The sequence below is a fragment of the Gallintestinimicrobium sp. genome (assembly GCF_046968865.1).
Taxonomy (GTDB): Bacteria; Bacillota; Clostridia; order Lachnospirales; family Lachnospiraceae; genus Gallintestinimicrobium; species Gallintestinimicrobium propionicum.
In genome coordinates this window covers 62396-78449 of sequence record NZ_JBKVPW010000012.1, presented here as the reverse complement: position 1 = coordinate 78449, position 16054 = coordinate 62396, and the positions used below count along the sequence as shown (strand labels likewise).

11 protein-coding genes and 1 tRNA gene are annotated in these 16054 nt (G+C 45.2%); 9 read left to right on the top strand and 3 right to left on the bottom strand.

Annotated elements, in window-relative coordinates; genetic code table 11:
- Positions 1-19: 19 nt before the first annotated feature.
- Positions 20-1819, bottom strand: a complete 1800-nt coding sequence (locus ACLTOQ_RS11390) for an LTA synthase family protein (protein WP_412319466.1) — start codon at positions 1817-1819, stop codon at positions 20-22.
- A gap of 187 nt (positions 1820-2006) precedes the next feature.
- On the opposite strand from ACLTOQ_RS11390, the gene ACLTOQ_RS11385 reads away from it, so the two are divergent.
- The 6 genes from ACLTOQ_RS11385 (at position 2007) to ACLTOQ_RS11360 (ending at position 8572) form a co-directional block, all read left to right on the top strand.
- Positions 2007-3056 carry a hypothetical protein gene (locus ACLTOQ_RS11385; RefSeq protein WP_412319465.1) on the top strand — a complete coding sequence of 350 codons (1050 nt, stop codon included), beginning with the start codon at positions 2007-2009 and terminating at the stop codon, positions 3054-3056.
- A gap of 299 nt (positions 3057-3355) precedes the next feature.
- Positions 3356-3435 (top strand) — tRNA-Leu (locus tag ACLTOQ_RS11380).
- Positions 3436-3777: 342 nt separating this feature from the next.
- Positions 3778-4644 (top strand): PRD domain-containing protein, encoded by an 867-nt coding sequence (locus ACLTOQ_RS11375; protein ID WP_337597817.1) that lies wholly within the window; start codon positions 3778-3780, stop codon positions 4642-4644.
- 217 nt (positions 4645-4861) lie between these two features.
- The gene (locus ACLTOQ_RS11370; protein WP_277098474.1) at positions 4862-5680 is read left to right on the top strand and encodes a ChbG/HpnK family deacetylase; all 819 of its coding nucleotides are present in this window, start codon (positions 4862-4864) and stop codon (positions 5678-5680) included.
- Positions 5681-5735: 55 nt separating this feature from the next.
- On the top strand, positions 5736-7247 hold the full coding sequence (locus ACLTOQ_RS11365; protein ID WP_412319464.1) for a PTS transporter subunit EIIC: 1512 nt from the start codon (positions 5736-5738) through the stop codon (positions 7245-7247).
- Positions 7247-8572 (top strand): 6-phospho-alpha-glucosidase, encoded by a 1326-nt coding sequence (locus ACLTOQ_RS11360; RefSeq protein WP_412287756.1) that lies wholly within the window; start codon positions 7247-7249, stop codon positions 8570-8572. Before ACLTOQ_RS11365 ends, ACLTOQ_RS11360 begins: the two co-directional genes overlap by 1 nt.
- A 223-nt stretch (positions 8573-8795) precedes the next feature.
- On the opposite strand, the gene ACLTOQ_RS11355 is transcribed toward ACLTOQ_RS11360, so the two are convergent.
- Positions 8796-9026 (bottom strand): PBECR4 domain-containing protein, encoded by a 231-nt coding sequence (locus tag ACLTOQ_RS11355; protein WP_412287758.1) that lies wholly within the window; start codon positions 9024-9026, stop codon positions 8796-8798.
- Positions 9027-9773: 747 nt separating this feature from the next.
- Between ACLTOQ_RS11355 and ACLTOQ_RS11350 the strand changes: the two genes are divergently transcribed.
- Together ACLTOQ_RS11350 and ACLTOQ_RS11345 are read left to right on the top strand one after the other, a co-directional pair.
- Positions 9774-11300, top strand: coding sequence for a flotillin family protein (locus ACLTOQ_RS11350; protein WP_412319463.1), 1527 nt, complete (start codon positions 9774-9776; stop codon positions 11298-11300).
- A 278-nt stretch (positions 11301-11578) separates the two neighbouring features.
- Positions 11579-12190: a GNAT family acetyltransferase gene (locus tag ACLTOQ_RS11345; protein ID WP_412319462.1), complete on the top strand. Its 612-nt coding sequence runs from the start codon at positions 11579-11581 to the stop codon at positions 12188-12190.
- Between the two features lie 104 nt (positions 12191-12294).
- On the opposite strand, the gene ACLTOQ_RS11340 is transcribed toward ACLTOQ_RS11345, so the two are convergent.
- Entirely contained in the window at positions 12295-13689 is a 1395-nt protein-coding gene (locus ACLTOQ_RS11340; RefSeq protein WP_412319461.1) for an MATE family efflux transporter, read from the bottom strand.
- Between the two features lie 135 nt (positions 13690-13824).
- Between ACLTOQ_RS11340 and ACLTOQ_RS11335 the strand changes: the two genes are divergently transcribed.
- Positions 13825-15960, top strand: a complete 2136-nt coding sequence (locus ACLTOQ_RS11335; protein WP_412319460.1) for a hybrid sensor histidine kinase/response regulator — start codon at positions 13825-13827, stop codon at positions 15958-15960.
- The last annotated feature ends 94 nt before the right edge of the window (positions 15961-16054 follow it).

Genomic DNA, 16054 nt, shown 5'->3' with positions numbered 1-16054 from the left:
AAAGGAAATCCTCCGCGGTTTAGTCAAAAAGCAGGTAATACTGCAGGGTCTGATAATCATAAAGCAGATCTTTTTGCTTGGATGCAGTGGTAAAGGTTCCGTCGGACAGCGTTACATGGTTGGCTGAAATGACGGGTACTTCCGTGCGCAGCTGCGACAGGAAGTCATCGTAAGCGGATTTTGGAAGCCCGGCGGCGTCCAGCGTCTTTGCCGCAAGATAGTTTGCGCTGATTTCCAGATCTTTTTCCGCTTCGATATCGAAGTTTGCCCAGATAAAGAACGGAACCTTGTAGCGCAGCGCCTCTTCCTCGTCGGTTAAGTCCGCGTCATCTTTGCCGTTTAGCTTCCAGACCGGACGTACGACGGAATCGGCAGGCTGATGATCTCCGAAAAAGACGATCATGGTAGGTTCCTCCTGTGCTTCAAAATAGGAAACCAGGTTCTGGATGGCGCTGTCAGACAGCCTGATCAAGGACAGGTACGCCGGAAGCAGCTTGGAATCCGAGCCTTCTACCGTGATATCGGGGGAAAAGTTGTCGTAATCCGCCCAGTCACTGTAGGAGGAATGGTTCTGCATCGTCACGTTGAATAAAAACAGCGGCGTGTCCGCATCTTTTTCCTCGTAGAGCTTTATGATCTTTTCATAGTTGCCCTCGTCACTGACATATTTGCGCACGAGGGGGGAATCTGTGAAAAACTCCTGAAAGTGCATCTCATCGAAGCCGAGTTTGGGATAAACGAGATTTCTGTCCCAGCCGGCGGCGCGGTAGGGATGCATCGCAATCGTGTAATAGCCGAGGGAGGAAAGATAGGAGGCCATCGAAGGCGTCTCTTTTTTCACATACTGCTGATACGGAATGCTTCCATAAGGAAGGAACGCCATTGAAGCGCCGGTCAGGTATTCAAATTCTGTGTTGGCAGTGTTGCCGCCCTTGACGGAGACATTTAAGTGACCGGAAATCGTGTTATCCGCGCCGTCGAGCAGGCTGTGCACGAAGGGCATATAATCCTCGTTCGTTGTAAAATCGCCGAGCACGGACGGATCGGAAAACGCCTCGTTCATGATGACGATAATGTTCGGCTTTTGTGCATTGTCCGAAGGTGTTCCATCGAATTCCTGAGAGCCGGTATCATAGGATGCCAGCAGCTCCTTGGCGTTTTCTGCGCTGTAACCGGAGGGCTTATCGACAGAAATGTACTGAAGCTCCATTAAAAACGCAGTTACAGTACCATTTTTAAATTGAATCGTCGTCGGAGTGAAAAGCTTGTTGTAAAGGTGAAGCTTCTGCTCGACGATGTCCTCGCTGTGCAGCATTTTCGTGTAGCCAAAGCATAAAAGACCGCAGGAAAGCGCGAGGCAGACGCGGGCAATCCGGGCTTTTTTATTTTTTTTCGGAAAGCCTTTTTTCAGGAAAAATTCCAGAACCAGAAGCAGGACAAAACAGATCAGCACGATTACTGCGGTGCGGTTCAATTTGTATTCGTAGTTGTCCGCGACGCTGGCAGCGGTCGAGATCGAAAGAATGTCCCACGGCTGGATGGGCGCGCCGCGAAATTCCAGGACGAAATAGTTTGCAAGACCGTAAACGGCGCAGAAGGCGGTTTCGATGCCGAGTGCGCGGCTGATCCTGCCGGTCAGTGCAAATAAAAACAGTGCTGCAAATTCAAACAGTGCCAGATTCATCCCCTGTATATACGGTTTCATGGTCTGGAACGGATTATGCGTGTACCATTCCAGCAGATAAAAATTCAGAACAGGGCCGATCAGCAGAAAAATCCAGGGACTGCTTTTTTTCAGCCAGACAATCCATTTTTTCATAAAACTCCTCTTTTCGTGTAAGGTAAATTCGTTTTCTGTTCCATAATAGTCAGGACTTTGAGGGATGTCAAGGGAGGAAAACGCATATATATAAGAAACAGAAAAAGCTTTCGTTTTTCTTAATAAAGTTTAAATAGGAAAAAAAGAAAGCCTATGTTACAATAAACCAACTGGAGGAAATGCGGACATGGACGATAAAAAAAGGGATCTGATCCCGGTGGCGGCGATTGCTCTTTTTCTGGTAATTATCATCGCGCTGTGCGCAGTACGGCTGCATCAGCGCAGGGAGACACGGGCAGAGATCGCAGAAACGGAAAGCACGCAGATATGGTACAGCGAGGAACAGGCAGAGTCTGCAGAATCAGAGACGAAGAACGCAGCGGATCAGACGGAAGAAACAACAGCGGGGAAAAAGCAGACGGCGGAAAGGGGACAGCAGGAGGATGAGACGCTGACAGAGCATCCGGACAGCAAACTTCCCGCAGGCAAAGGGAAGGAAAGTCAGGGTGCCAAGCAGGAGGGCAACCTCCGGACGGTGAGTGGAAACGATCCGTTATCCGGCGCGGAGAGTGCGAACAAGACAAACGAAGAGATGCTTCTGGAGATGTCCGGTTACTGGGAACAGGATAATATGGACGCGGTGGAGGATCTGGCGATGCTTCCCTGGTATATGAGGATGTCGTCGGATATTTCGGATGCAAACAGCTTTTATTATTATGGCGAGCGCAGCAGCGCAGGACAGCCGGACGGAACCGGAATCGCCTGCTATGCGGATAACGCCTATTACTACGGCGAGTGGTCGAATGGCAAACGCGAAGGCAACGGCAAGTGGGTGCGCTTTTACGTTTATTATGACGATGACACCACGTCGGACCGCGCCTACCGCGAGCATATGTATGCCGGAGAATGGAAAAACGACCTGCCGGACGGTGAAGGACAGGAGCATTACGAGCTGGATATGAGCAAGGCTGCCAAAAAGGAGCGTTACATCCAGAATGTGATCGGAACGTTCCGCAGCGGCTTCTACAGCGGAGAAATGTACCTGACGACGTTAAATTGGGACGGCAATCAGGAAGAGTGGAACGGCTTTGCGGACGCGGGAATCTGGAGCCCCTACGGAGCCGGTTCGAACCGCAAGGAGGTACCGGTCTGCCAGGATGTGGACGATGATAACAATTACCTTTGGCTGTCCGTGCGGGACAACAAGGACCGTGGAATCTATGAGCTGATGCCGTAGTTCACTCGTACCTTTCTGGGAGCAGATTTCGTGCTTGCAGGAAAATCTGCTCCCGGGAAGGTACGAAGGGAGCGCCGTTTCATGAGCAAAAATGAGCTGCGAAGCAGCGGAAAGCATCGAAGATGCGATTTTGCGAATGGCGCGGGTGAACTTTCACAGTGCACGGGTGAATGGTACGAAAACGGCGCCATAGAATGCCGTAAAACCCTTGACAGAAGTTTCAAAAGCTCGGTATAATAATTGAGTTATACGAAAGAGAAATCTTCGGCAGCCGAAACAACCGGCTGCCGGAGCGGTGAGCGGTCATGGCGGAATTGGCAGACGCGTTGGTTTTAGGTGCCAATGGGCAACCGTGTGGGTTCGAGTCCCACTGACCGCATGCAAATGGAAGAGAAGAAAAGGGATGCCGGATCGGCAAACAGGGCTTTGAGGCTGCTGTTTTGCCGGTCGGCGTCCCTTTTCGCTGTCAGGCGCTACAGGAGAAAAAATCCGGTTGACAACTGTTTTAAATAGTGATATCATTTATATGTAACAAGGGATTGTAACTCTTTGAGGCATCACCTAAGGGGATGGGTGCGCAAAGAGTTTTTTTTATTTTATAAACATTTATTGCTTGGTTTTTCAAAGCAACTTACAGGACGCTGTTGAAAACAGCTTGATACGCAGGAAGAAATCGTAGTGATAAAAGGGAGTACTAATGAAAGGGTAAGAAGGTATTGCTATGATGATTGTCAAAAAAATCAATAATAATGTAGCCATTGGTGTTGACGGAAACGGGCACGAGGTAGTCTTGTTTGGCAAGGGTATCGGCTTTGGAGAACTCCCTTATAGTATTAATGATATGTCAAAAATAGAGCGTTCATTTTATGATATAGATTACCGATATTACAATTTGTTGTCGGAGATTCCGGAGAACATGTTCCTTTTTACAAGCCGTATCGTTGATGCCATAGAGAGTAAAATTGACGGTAATCTGAATCCTAATCTGGTGTTTATCCTTGCAGATCATATCAATTTTGCAGTTACCAGATATCATAAGGGAATGCAAATATCGCTACCTTATTCTTATGAAATTGAGTTTGAATATCCCCACTTGACAAAGCTGGCAAAATGGATCGTCAAAAATATTAATGCAAAATATCAGGTATGCCTGGATAAAGGGGAGGTTACAAGTATAACCATGCATTTGCTGAATGCACTGGAAGGAAAAACGAATCAGGATGATCAGCAGCACCAGAGTCAAATTACCCGAATCATTAAAAACGTAACAAAAATTATAGAGGATTATTTTGGCATTGTTCTTGATAAAAATGACTTCAATTATTTCAGGTTTAAAATTCACTTGAAATATTATGTCCTAAGAAAAGAAAATAATGAAGAATTTATGGACGGTAATATTGATGAACTGTATGATAATATGAAAAATACTTATCCCGATATCTATAACTGCGTATATAATATTGATCAATATTTATATAAAGAATTTAAGAAAAGCTGTACAAGTAACGAATTGCTGTATCTTATGATACATGTTACTCGGTTATGTACACGAGAGGATTGTAACCGCAAGGGCATTACCTCAGCATGAGAGTGCTGGGGTTTTATTTTTGCAGGAACCGTACATTAGCTGTATCGCACTGTAATCCTTATGCGTCATCAGTGTACTGAGAAATACTGACATGTCAATATTTTTCTGCCGTTCGGTTTGCTAAGTGCTCCTTGAAAATTGAATACAGGCAATTTGAGCTTTCATTTAAAAGGCTGTTTTACGAAAACGATGTATCTGCAATAAAGGAGGAAGAAAAATGAAGCTTTTGGTTAAAGGTGATGATTATGGAATTACAAAAAGTGTTACGTATGGAATCATCGAAGCATTTGATCATGGGATTTTAACAAGCTCGGGCATGTTTACGAATATGGAGATCGCCCCATGGGCGGCACAATTTGTAAAAGAAAGGGAAACCTGCTGTTTTGGAATAGACTTTAATCTGGTTTGCGGTCCCTGCGTATCAGATTACAGGGAAATTCCACATTTGGTTGATGAAAATGGCCGTTTTATCAGCTCAAAAATCAGAGTGAATGATCCAAAATGGGCTACGAAAGAAGGGCAGAATGAGTTATTACCGTTTCATGAAGTATATAAAGAAATAGCGGCACAGTATCAGCGTTTCGTTGATTTATGCGGGAGAGCGCCTGCCTATCTGTGTGGGCATTCCATTCAAACCGGCTCTATGGAGGAAGCGTACCGGACGTTATCAGCTGAGACAGGAGTTCCGTTTTGTGATGATCTGTACAAAAAATATAATATCATAGACTTTCGTGACGCGCCGATAAAAAATGACGAATTAATGAATCTGTCAACCAGAGGAAAAGAGTTTCATGCAATGGAACAGTTGAACCGCGATCCGATGAAATTATTTTTTGACAACCTGGAATATCTAAAGGGATTTGAGTATGTGGCGCTTGTCTGCCACCCGGGCTTTGTTGATGCTGATCTGTTAAAATTATCGTCCTGCAGCTTGGAGAGAATGAGAGATCTTGAATTCTACCTTTCAACAGAAATGAAGGACTTTATTTTAGAAAACGGGATTGAGTTAATTTCATTTTCTGATTTGACTGCATAGAGCTTAAAGGAACCTGTATTCCATTTATACCGGGTGGGGTGGTTGCATATCCTCAATGATTGTAAAAAAAATGAGAGGAGGAATCAGGAAAGGGGTGTCTTTCCTGCAAAATTCAATGAATCAAAACTATCATAAGTTAGCTGTTACTTTACTGGAAAAGGTAGGCGGCAAGGATAATGTTATTAATGTATATCATTGTGTTACCCGTTTGCGCTTTCAATTAAAGGATTCAAGTATTCCAAATACGGAAGAAATTGAAAAGATCCAGGGTGTTTTAGGGGTTGTCACGTCAGGGGGACAATATCAAATCATTATCGGGCAGGCTGTTCCTGAGCTTTATAAAAAGGTGGTAGAAATCGGGGGATTTGGAACTCAGGAGGAAATTGCCGAGAATCTGGACGGGGGATTTGGAACTCAGGAGGAAATTGCCGAGAATCTGGACGCTCCAAAAGAAAAAAAAGGGATAAAACAGTTTTTTGCCCAGTTATTTGAATTTATGTCCGCTGTCATGTCACCGATGATTCCGGCGTATTGTGCCGCAGGTTTATTTAAAACGGTTGCCGTAGTATGCGGTCCGGATGTGTTAGCGATATGGGAAACGACAAGTGATTTGTATATAACGTTTAACTTTGCGTATAATGCATGTTTTTATTTCCTACCGATTTATTTGGGCTACACCGCCGCGAAAAAACTCGGGCTTAACGTTATTTTAGGAATGTATCTTGGCGGAATGATGCTTGTTCCGGAATTTGTTGAAATTGCAACTACAAGCGAAGCGTTTACAATACTGGGAATACCATGTAAGCTCGGAACCTATGGAACGACAATTTTTCCGATCCTGTTAAGTGTTTTTGCCTTAAAATATGTAGATATGCTGATCAGTAAGGTTATTCCGCAGATATTGTCTACATCAATTAAGCCGTTTATTGAAATGTTTATCATGTTACCGCTGGAATTATGTTTATTCTGCCCGTTGGGAACTTTAATCGGTGAGGGGATTGCCCAGGTTATTTTAATGCTTGACAGCGCCCCGTTATTGGTGGGAATCATAGGCGGCTTGTGGCCGTTCCTGATCGTGACCGGTATGCATATGCCGATCTTATATGCGGTTATCCTTCCTAATTTATATTCCTTAGGTTATGACACGACTATTCTTCCGGCGACGCTTACAAACCAGGCGTTGTTGGGGTTGGAGCTGGCTGCTTTACTGAAAATCAAAAATAAAAAAGAACGAATGAATGTATTCCAGTTATTTATCACCCACAATGTGGGAGGTGTCAGTGAGCCGGTGCTTTACGGAATCGGTATGAAATATAAAAAGACATTAATCGCATTGGCGGTCGGAGGAATTTGCGGCGGGTTATTTGCGGCTTTTACCGATGTAGTTTACTATCTGGGACCCAGCTTTCCCCTTATAGGAAACGCGCTTTCCTTCTTCCAGGGCGGGACTAAGAATTTTATCCTGTTCTTTATCAGCGCTCTTATTGCGTGTGTAGTAACGTTTTTGCTTACTTATTTTTATGGCTTTGATAAAAATGATCCTATGTTAAAAAAGGAGGAGGGATAATGAAAAAATTTTCAATTCTGATTGCCGGGGGCGGAAGTACGTTTACTCCGGAAATTCTGCTCTTATTGTTAGAAAAAAGAGAGCAGTTTCCCATCAGAAAAATAAAGTTCTATGACAACGATGAGGAGAGGCAGAAAATAATTGGCGAAGCATGTGGCGTGCTTATTGAGCATAAGGCTCCTGAAATTGAATTTTCATATACAACTGATCCGGAAACCGCATTTACTGATGTCGATTTTGTAATGGCACATATCCGCGTTGGTAAGTATGAGATGCGCGGAAAGGATGAAAAAATACCGCTGAAATATGGTGTGGTAGGGCAGGAAACCTGCGGACCGGGAGGTCTGGCATATGGAATGCGTTCCATCGGACCTGTAATCGAGTTAATCGATTATATGGAAACGTACTCTCCGCATGCGTGGATGCTGAATTATTCGAATCCAGCGGCAATCGTTGCGGAAGCAACAAACCGGCTCAGGCCGGACGCAAGAATCATCAATATCTGTGATATGCCCGTTGGAATAGAGGCAAGAATGGCTGTCATCTGCGGGCTGAAATCCCGAAAGGAGATGATTACCAGGTATTTTGGGCTGAATCACTTTGGCTGGTGGAGTGACATAAGGGATAAAAACGGAAAGGATTTAATGCCGGTAATTAAGGCCTACGTGAAAGAGAACGGGTTTAATACTTCCCAAATAGATGGGCATACAGATGATAAAAGCTGGACGGATACTTATAATAAGGCGAAAGACGTCTATGCGGTTGACCCGAATTTCATTCCAAATACGTATTTAAAGTATTATTTATACCCGGACTATGTGGTGAAGCACTCAGATTTAAATTACACAAGAACAGATGAAGTAAGGGAGGGGAGAGAAAAACGGGTGTTTGAAGAGGCTCGAAGGCTTATTCAGACAAAGAATGTGGAAAATTGCGGCTTCGAAGTGGGAAATCATGCGGAGTATATTGTTGATCTGGCAAGAGCGCTGGCATATAACACACAGGAAAGAATGTTGCTAATCGTGCCCAATCATGGCGCGATTGAAAATTTTTCCTATGACGCAATGATTGAGATTCCCTGTATTGTAGGGAAGAATGGATATGAACCATTAAAGGTCGGGAAAATACCGGTATTCGAAAAAGGGCTTATGGAGCAGCAGATAGCGGCGGAAAAGCTGGTTGTTGACGCCTGGGTTGAGAAAAGCTATCAAAAAATGTGGCAGGCGATTACCATGTCTAAAACAGTTCCAAGCGCGGCGGTTGCTAAGTTAATACTGGACGATTTGATAGAAGCAAATGTAAAGTACTGGCCGGAGCTTAGATGAACGTGCAGCTCCTGTGCGCCGGAGATTCCTTTTTATTTTCATGTTCCGGCAAAGCAATAGCATAAACGGGAAGAAGCATAAAAAAGTTGCATAAAATGTCTTGCCTGTATAAGCAGGGTTGTTTCACGAAGAATAATTGAATAGCCAAAAATGTTTGAATTTATCGCTTCATGAAACAACCCTGACAGCGGGAGACAGAGTGTTGACAAAATATAAAAAAGTGCTACAATCCTGTCTTTGACAGTTGAAAAACAAAAAAATCGCTGTATCCCTTCAGTTCCAATCCGGTCAGGTGTTGGTAATTTCTCTCATGAAATATGACCTCTATAAACCGAATGGAATTATCCTGTCTTTCTCTGAAAATGATAAGCAACTTCTTATGCAAAAGGTTTTGTTGATATTGCTTCGCACAATTCAGAACTCTTTTACGTGCGTCTTCTTTTGTAAACTTCATAAATAGTTCGGAAATCCTCCATAAAGAATAACGGTTAGACTACATATACATAGATTTTCCTGAAAGATCATAAATAATAGATATGGAAAGAGAGAGCAATAGCACCATTGTACTATATACTCCCTCTTTGTGGCTAATTTTAATGTTGTCTGCCAACGACCGGTAAAATACCGGTAAAAATATCGGATTTTAGTGTTGTCCGCCAACGGTCAATCACAGGATTGACAAGCATATCAGATTTTAGTGTTAGCCCACTGGAAAAGCACGCTTTTCCTACTACTATTATTATAGGCAGAGCAGATTTTTATGTCAATAGAAATCATAAATCATTCCCAGATATTCTCCAAATGCGGTGCCTCAAAATATGTATTCGGTCTGACGCAAACATTTCTTTGACAAAACGATATATCGACAGGGTGTTGACAAAATATAAAAAAGTGCTATAATTTATTTCAACAATAAAAGGGAGTAGCCAGCACCGAGAGGTGGTTTGAAACCGTCACCCCGACAAGCAGCCAGATGATAATCGATTTGCTGCAGATGTCCGTATTAAATGAAACGCGCGAGACTTTTATTGCAGCTGTCAGGCTGTAATAGAGGCCTCGTTTTTTTGTTTCATTGGAAAGGGTGTCCATAGGAAACAAAACCCTCCGGGGGAAAAGCACTTTTCCGGAAAAGTCGCCTGACAGCGACCGAAGCTATTTACTTTACGAGTCCACCAGACCGGTGGAGAAAAGGAGAATGAGTATGTTTACAGGAATTAGTTTAGGAGTTGTTGTTGCCATAATCGCAGTGATCGCGCTGCTTGGAATTATCGCTTCCGGGTATGTGAAAGCACCTCCGGACACGGCGTATATCATTTCCGGCCTGCGCAAAAAGATCATTATCGGGAAATCGAGTATCAAGATCCCATTTCTGGAACGTCTTGACAAGCTGAGCTTAAAGCTGATCCCGATCGATGTGAAGACAGAAGCAGCGGTGCCGACGGCGGATTACATCAACATTCAGGTGGACGCAGCAGTTAACGTCAAGGTTTCCAGCGAGCCCGAAAAATTAAAGCAGGCAGCAGAAAACTTCCTGAATCAGAACACCCAGTACATTGCGCAGGTAGCGAGAGAGGTTCTGGAAGGCAATATGCGTGAGATCGTAGGCCGCATGCGTCTGGAGGAAATGGTCAGCGACCGTCAGAAATTCGCGGACCTGGTAAAGGAAAATGCCGAGCCTGACCTGGCTGCCATGGGTCTGGACGTTGTCAGCTTCAATGTGCAGAACTTTACGGATTCCAACGGTGTCATTGATGACCTTGGTATCGACAACATTTCCCAGATCAAGAAAAAGGCAGCGATTGCAAAGGCTGAGGCAGAAAAAGAAATCGCGGTAGCAAAGGCGGAAGCGGATCGTCAGTCCAACGACGCGCGGATCAATTCCGAAAGAGAGATCGCCATCAAGAACAACGAGCTGGATATGCAGAAGGCAGAGCTTCAGAAAAACGCGGACAGCAAGCGGGCGGAAGCGGATGCGGCATATGAGATCCAGAAAGAGGAACAGCGAAAGACCATCGAAGTAACTGCGGCAAATGCCAACATTGCAAAAGAGGAACGTCTGGTGCTCTTAAAACAGCGTGAAGCAGAGACGATGGAAAAATCGCTGGATGCACAGGTTAAGAAAAAAGCGGAAGCGGAGAAATTCGAACGTCAGCAGAAAGCGGAAGCAGAGCTGTTTGAACGTCAGAAAGAAGCGGAAGCAAAGAAATTCGAAACAGAAAAGGCTGCAGAGGCACAGCGTGCAAAGGCGGAAGCGGATCTGTTCTCTAAAGAACAGGAAGCCAAAGGTATCCGCATGGTCGGAGAAGCCGAAGCAGAAGCGATTCGCGCCAAAGGTGTTGCGGAGGCGGAAGCGATGGAAAAACGTGCGCAGGCTTATCAGAAATACAACAACGCGGCAATGGCGGAAATGCTCATCAAGGTGCTGCCCGATATCGCAGGCAAGATCGCAGAGCCTCTGACCCAGATCGACAAGATCACGATCATCGGCGGTTCGGACGGATCAAACGGCGTGGACCAGGTAGCAGGAAACGTACCGGCAGTGATGACAAAGCTGTTTGAAACCATGAAAGAAACTGTGGGCATCGACCTTGCGGAGGTTGTAAAAGCAGGAACCTATGATGCAAAAGTGAACCGCAATATCACGATCAACGCAGACGGAGCAAAGCAGGCAGCGGAGGTATTGAAGCAGGAAACTGCTGCAGAAGCATCGGCGGAAATCGCAGAGTAAACAGCTTGGATTGTATTGAAAAAATGTTTTAAACGCATATAATAGAGATATGATAATTGGATGCGTCATACTATAAGGGGAGGTGTTAAATATAGCAACTTCGAGTATTAAAAAGAACTTTTTGGTTTCTGGAGAAAAACAGGCAGAATTGTTTGCGGATGCGATTGAAAGTTCCTATATGGAATCTCTCTGCAGAAAGACGGAAAATGAGTTGAGAATTACCCATCTGCGCGGAGCAGAAGACATCAGAAAGTTTATGGCGAAGAGAAAAGAGGTAAATGCTTAACGAGGTTACAGTGTTAAACATTCGTGAGTATTTGGCTGCAACAGAAAATGGAAGATTTGGAGAGGAGGAATTGAAAGAACTTCTCTCCGAATTTTCCTGCAGTAAAAACGCCGATGTTGAACGATTTTTAAAGGAACAGGCGATAGAATTTACAAAGAAGAATCAGTCAGTAACGTATTTGGTATTCCACAGTCAGGATGCTTCGCTGGTAGGCTACTTTACGCTGGCGATTAAACCGATTTGCGTCAGTGCGGAAAAGTTCAGTAACACGACGAAACGTAAAATAGCCAGAGTCAGTGAGCAACGGGAAAATGAACTTACATATACACTTTCTGCGTATCTGATTGCTCAGCTGGGAAAAAATTTTAGAAATGGGGCAAATCGGAAAATTACAGGAAAGCAGTTGCTTCAGGCAGCTGTTGATACCATTCTGAAATTACAGTATATGACCGGAGGTATGGTATTTTTTCTGGAGGCAGAAAATGAAGAGCATCTGATGCAGTTTTATGAAGTGGAAAATGGATTTAAAAGATTTGCAGTAAAAGAAACGAATCATAGAGCGAAGAAATCGCAAAAATTGATTCAATTGCTAAAAGTTCTATAACAGAAACTCCCGGCAAAACCCCTAAAAAAGGCTCTGCCGGGAGTTTTTTACGTCCGATCCCAGGCGACAAAAGTGCCACGACATATTCTTTTTTACAGAAGTGCTTATGCGTCTTTTCCCTGCCCCTGCGGTGCATTGCGCAGGGTATCCTTCTGCATCCATTTTCCACGCTTATAATAGAGGATAAACAAGATCGATGTAATAGTCCAGGTCAGTGGATAGGAAAATGCCACTGTTGCGACCTCATGTCTGAGGGGAACGGCAATCGTGATCCAGAGGATTCTCAGGACACAGACCCCAAAGCAGGTCAGCAGCATCGGGAAAAAGGAATCCCCGCAGCCGCGGCAGGTACCGGAAAGGATTTCGATGCAGATGTAAGTAATGTAGGCGGGAGAAACGACACGCATCATGCCGATGCAGATGTTGATGACATTGGTATCGCGTGTGAATAAAAGCAGGATCGTTCCGCCGAAATTCAAAACGATAAAGCTGAGGAAAAGGCTGGTCACGGCAGCAAGACCGAGACAGATGCGGACACTTTTTTTGATACGGTCGTATTTTCCGGCGCCGAAATTCTGCCCGGCGAAGGTGGTGATGGAAACGCCGTAAGCACCCATAATCATCCAGAAAATACTGTCCACTTTTCCATAAGCGGTCCAGGCTGCGATTGTATCGGTTCCGAAGGAGTTGATGGAAGACTGGATCAACAGGTTGGAAATCGAATACATTGCGGACTGCAGACCGGCAGGCAGACCGATTTTGATGATGTCAAATAAAAGATCGCGGTGAAACCGGATTTTGGAAACGATCAGGCGATAGGAATCCTGGGTGCGCAGCAGGGCGATCAGGGTCAGGATCGCGGAGAAAAACTGGGACGCAATCGTCGCAATCGCAGCTCCGGCAACGCCCATGTCGAGCACGGCGACAAATAAAAGGTCGAGCACAATGTTGACCAGACAGGAAGCGATCAGGAAATAGAGCGGCCGTTTGGAATCGCCGACAGCGCGCAGAATACCGGAGCCCATGTTGTAGATCATGGACGGAATCGTGCCGAGATAATAAATTTTCATATAAGTCAGGGAAAGGGAAAGGATGTCGTCCGGCGTTCCCATCGCGGTCAGGGCAAAGCGTGCGGAAACAAGACCGATCAGCATAATTACAACGCCGCCTGCAATCGCCAGTGCAATAGCGGTATGAACGGAATCACTGACCCTGCGCCGGTTGTCTGCGCCGTAATACTGGGAAATGATAACAGTTGCACCGGAAGAAAGCCCGACGAAAAAGCCGACGAGCAGGTTGATAATCGTGGAAGCAGAGCCCCCGACAGAGGCAAGCGCTTCCTTACCGACAAAGTTGCCGACGATGATCGCATCCGCAGTGTTATAGAGCTGCTGAAAAAAAGTTCCAAATAAAATAGGGAAAAAGAAAATCAGAAGCTGCTTCCAGATGACTCCTTCAGTGATCTGATTTGTTGTGTTTTGTGCTGCCTGCTTACTCATAAAGTAAAATAACCCTCCGTTTTTAATACTACACAAGGTCAGTATAGACTTGTCTGCAAAGAAACACAAGACACTATGTAAAACATCGAAAAAATGCTATACTTAGTGTACAGTTCAAGAAGGGAGCGCCGCTTTATGAGCAAAAATAGAAATCGAACCAGACGGATTTATGGAATCATTCTGACATCGTTTATTATCATATGGATAGGAAGCGTTTCTCTTCAGATGCTGAGCAATCGGCATAATGCTTGGATCGCCAGCGAGATGATCCTGCAGCAGCTGGAGGATGTGATCGAAGAAAATAAAGAAAGCTATCAGACGCTTCTGGAAACCCTGAAGGAAGAGTATACGCTGCGGGCAGAGACAGTGGCAAATCTCCTTGAAATGGAAGGAAGACTATATCAGACCACAGAGGAGTACCGCAAGATCGCAAAACAGCTGCGTGTGGACGAAATTCACATTATCAATACGGGCGGATGTATCGTGGCAGGAACAAATCCGGAGTATTTTGGCTACAGCTTTTCTTCCGGCGAACAAATGGGATATTTTAAGCCCATGCTGACAGATAAAACGCTTTCCATGTGTCAGGATATGGTGCCGAATACTGCAGAAGGCAAAATGATGATGTATGCCATCGTCTGGAATTCTTCCGGCACGGCCATGATCCAGATTGGCATTACCCCCAGCCGACTGCTTGCAAAAATGAACAGTGCCAGCGTGGAAAATCTGGTTCGGCAGATGCCGATTACCTCCGGAATGAATATTTTTCTGCTAAATGCCACCACAGGAAAAATGCTTGCAACCACGCGGCAGGATGTATTGCTCTATGAGCTGCAGGATTCCGACCGGCTGGAAGAAGGAAACCTGCAGGAAGGAAAGCGGTATCGGACCAGTGTGAAAATCAGTGACAGACAGCAGTATCTGGTCTATGAAAAATATGGGGAATATAATCTTGCAGTTTCCTACGGCATTTTAGAGGCGAACCAAAATCTGATCTATGTTGCAGCAACCATGTTTCTGGTACTGGTGCTTTCTTTTTTGATCATTTTTTATATCACGGAGCGCTCGATCGCTGCGATTGATAAAAATGAAGAGGAGTTAAAGCAGGCGAAGGAGGCGGCAGAGCGTGCAAATGCAGCAAAAACCGGATTTTTGTCCCGAATGTCACATGATATCCGGACACCGTTAAACGGCATTATCGGAATGATCGAAATCAGCGACCGCCACAGGGAGGACAGAGCGCTGGTGGATGCAAACCGTGCGAAGGAAAAGGTTGCGGCAAAGCATCTGCTGGAGTTGATTAACGATGTACTGGAATTTAACAAGCTGGATGAAGAAAACCTTCAGCTTACGAAAGAGCCGTTTTGCTTAAAAGAGCTCTGGCAGGAAATTATCACGATCGTGGAACCCCGGGCAGCAGATAAGGGAGTTCTTTTAAAATATGAAGAACAGACAGAAGGTACAGCAGTCGGCTGTGTGCTTGGAAGCTCTCTGCATGTCAGACAGATCTTTATCAATATTTTGGGAAATGCGATCAAATATACGGATGCCGGAGGATATGTCCTGTGTCAGGTGACTATAAAGGCTATCGGGGAAAACCTGATATCCTGTCAGACAGTGATTTCGGATAACGGGATCGGCATGAGCACAGCATTTCTTCCCCATCTGTTTGAACCCTTTTCCCGGGAAAATACCGATAAAAAAAGTGTAACCCAGGGAACCGGACTGGGAATGTCCATCGTCAAGCATCTGATCGACAAGATGGACGGAACCGTTACGGTGGAGAGCAAAAAAGGAGTTGGAACCATATTTACGGTCACGCTCCTGTTTGAAGGACCCAAAGAACAGGAATGTAAGAAGATCGAAGAAGGGGATCAGAGTGCGGATATTACCGGAATGCGTGTGCTTCTTGCAGAGGACAATGAGCTGAATATGGAGATCGCGGAAACCTTTCTGACAGATGCAGGTGTACAGATCACAAAGGCATATAATGGAAAAGAAGAGGTGGAGCGCTATCTGGAGCAGCCGGCAGGTACCTTTGATGCGATCCTGACCGATCTGATGATGCCGGTAATGGACGGCTACGAAGCGGCGCGGGCGATCCGCAGCAGCGGCCGTGCAGATGCCGAAAGTATCCCCATCATTGCTTTGACGGCCAACGCCTTTTTGGAGGATGCAGAACGGGTGAAGCGGGAAGGAATGAATGAGCATCTGCCCAAACCGCTGGACGTTGGGAAAATGCTTTCCGTATTGGCAAAATACAGGAAATAGGGGCTGTGACGGAAGCATTTTTGGAAAGCTTTCCGGCTTGTCAAATACCCGGTTCTGACATACAATACTGATATGCGGCAGGAAATGGGGCCTT

Coding starts and splice junctions, on each gene's coding strand:
- ACLTOQ_RS11390 (WP_412319466.1), bottom strand. CDS start 1,819: ATGAAAAAATGGATTGTCTGGCTGAAAAAAAGCAGTCCCTGGATTTTT.
- ACLTOQ_RS11385 (WP_412319465.1), top strand. CDS start 2,007: ATGGACGATAAAAAAAGGGATCTGATCCCGGTGGCGGCGATTGCTCTT.
- ACLTOQ_RS11375 (WP_337597817.1), top strand. CDS start 3,778: ATGATGATTGTCAAAAAAATCAATAATAATGTAGCCATTGGTGTTGAC.
- ACLTOQ_RS11370 (WP_277098474.1), top strand. CDS start 4,862: ATGAAGCTTTTGGTTAAAGGTGATGATTATGGAATTACAAAAAGTGTT.
- ACLTOQ_RS11365 (WP_412319464.1), top strand. CDS start 5,736: ATGATTGTAAAAAAAATGAGAGGAGGAATCAGGAAAGGGGTGTCTTTC.
- ACLTOQ_RS11360 (WP_412287756.1), top strand. CDS start 7,247: ATGAAAAAATTTTCAATTCTGATTGCCGGGGGCGGAAGTACGTTTACT.
- ACLTOQ_RS11355 (WP_412287758.1), bottom strand. CDS start 9,026: ATGAAGTTTACAAAAGAAGACGCACGTAAAAGAGTTCTGAATTGTGCG.
- ACLTOQ_RS11350 (WP_412319463.1), top strand. CDS start 9,774: ATGTTTACAGGAATTAGTTTAGGAGTTGTTGTTGCCATAATCGCAGTG.
- ACLTOQ_RS11345 (WP_412319462.1), top strand. CDS start 11,579: ATGCTTAACGAGGTTACAGTGTTAAACATTCGTGAGTATTTGGCTGCA.
- ACLTOQ_RS11340 (WP_412319461.1), bottom strand. CDS start 13,689: ATGAGTAAGCAGGCAGCACAAAACACAACAAATCAGATCACTGAAGGA.
- ACLTOQ_RS11335 (WP_412319460.1), top strand. CDS start 13,825: ATGAGCAAAAATAGAAATCGAACCAGACGGATTTATGGAATCATTCTG.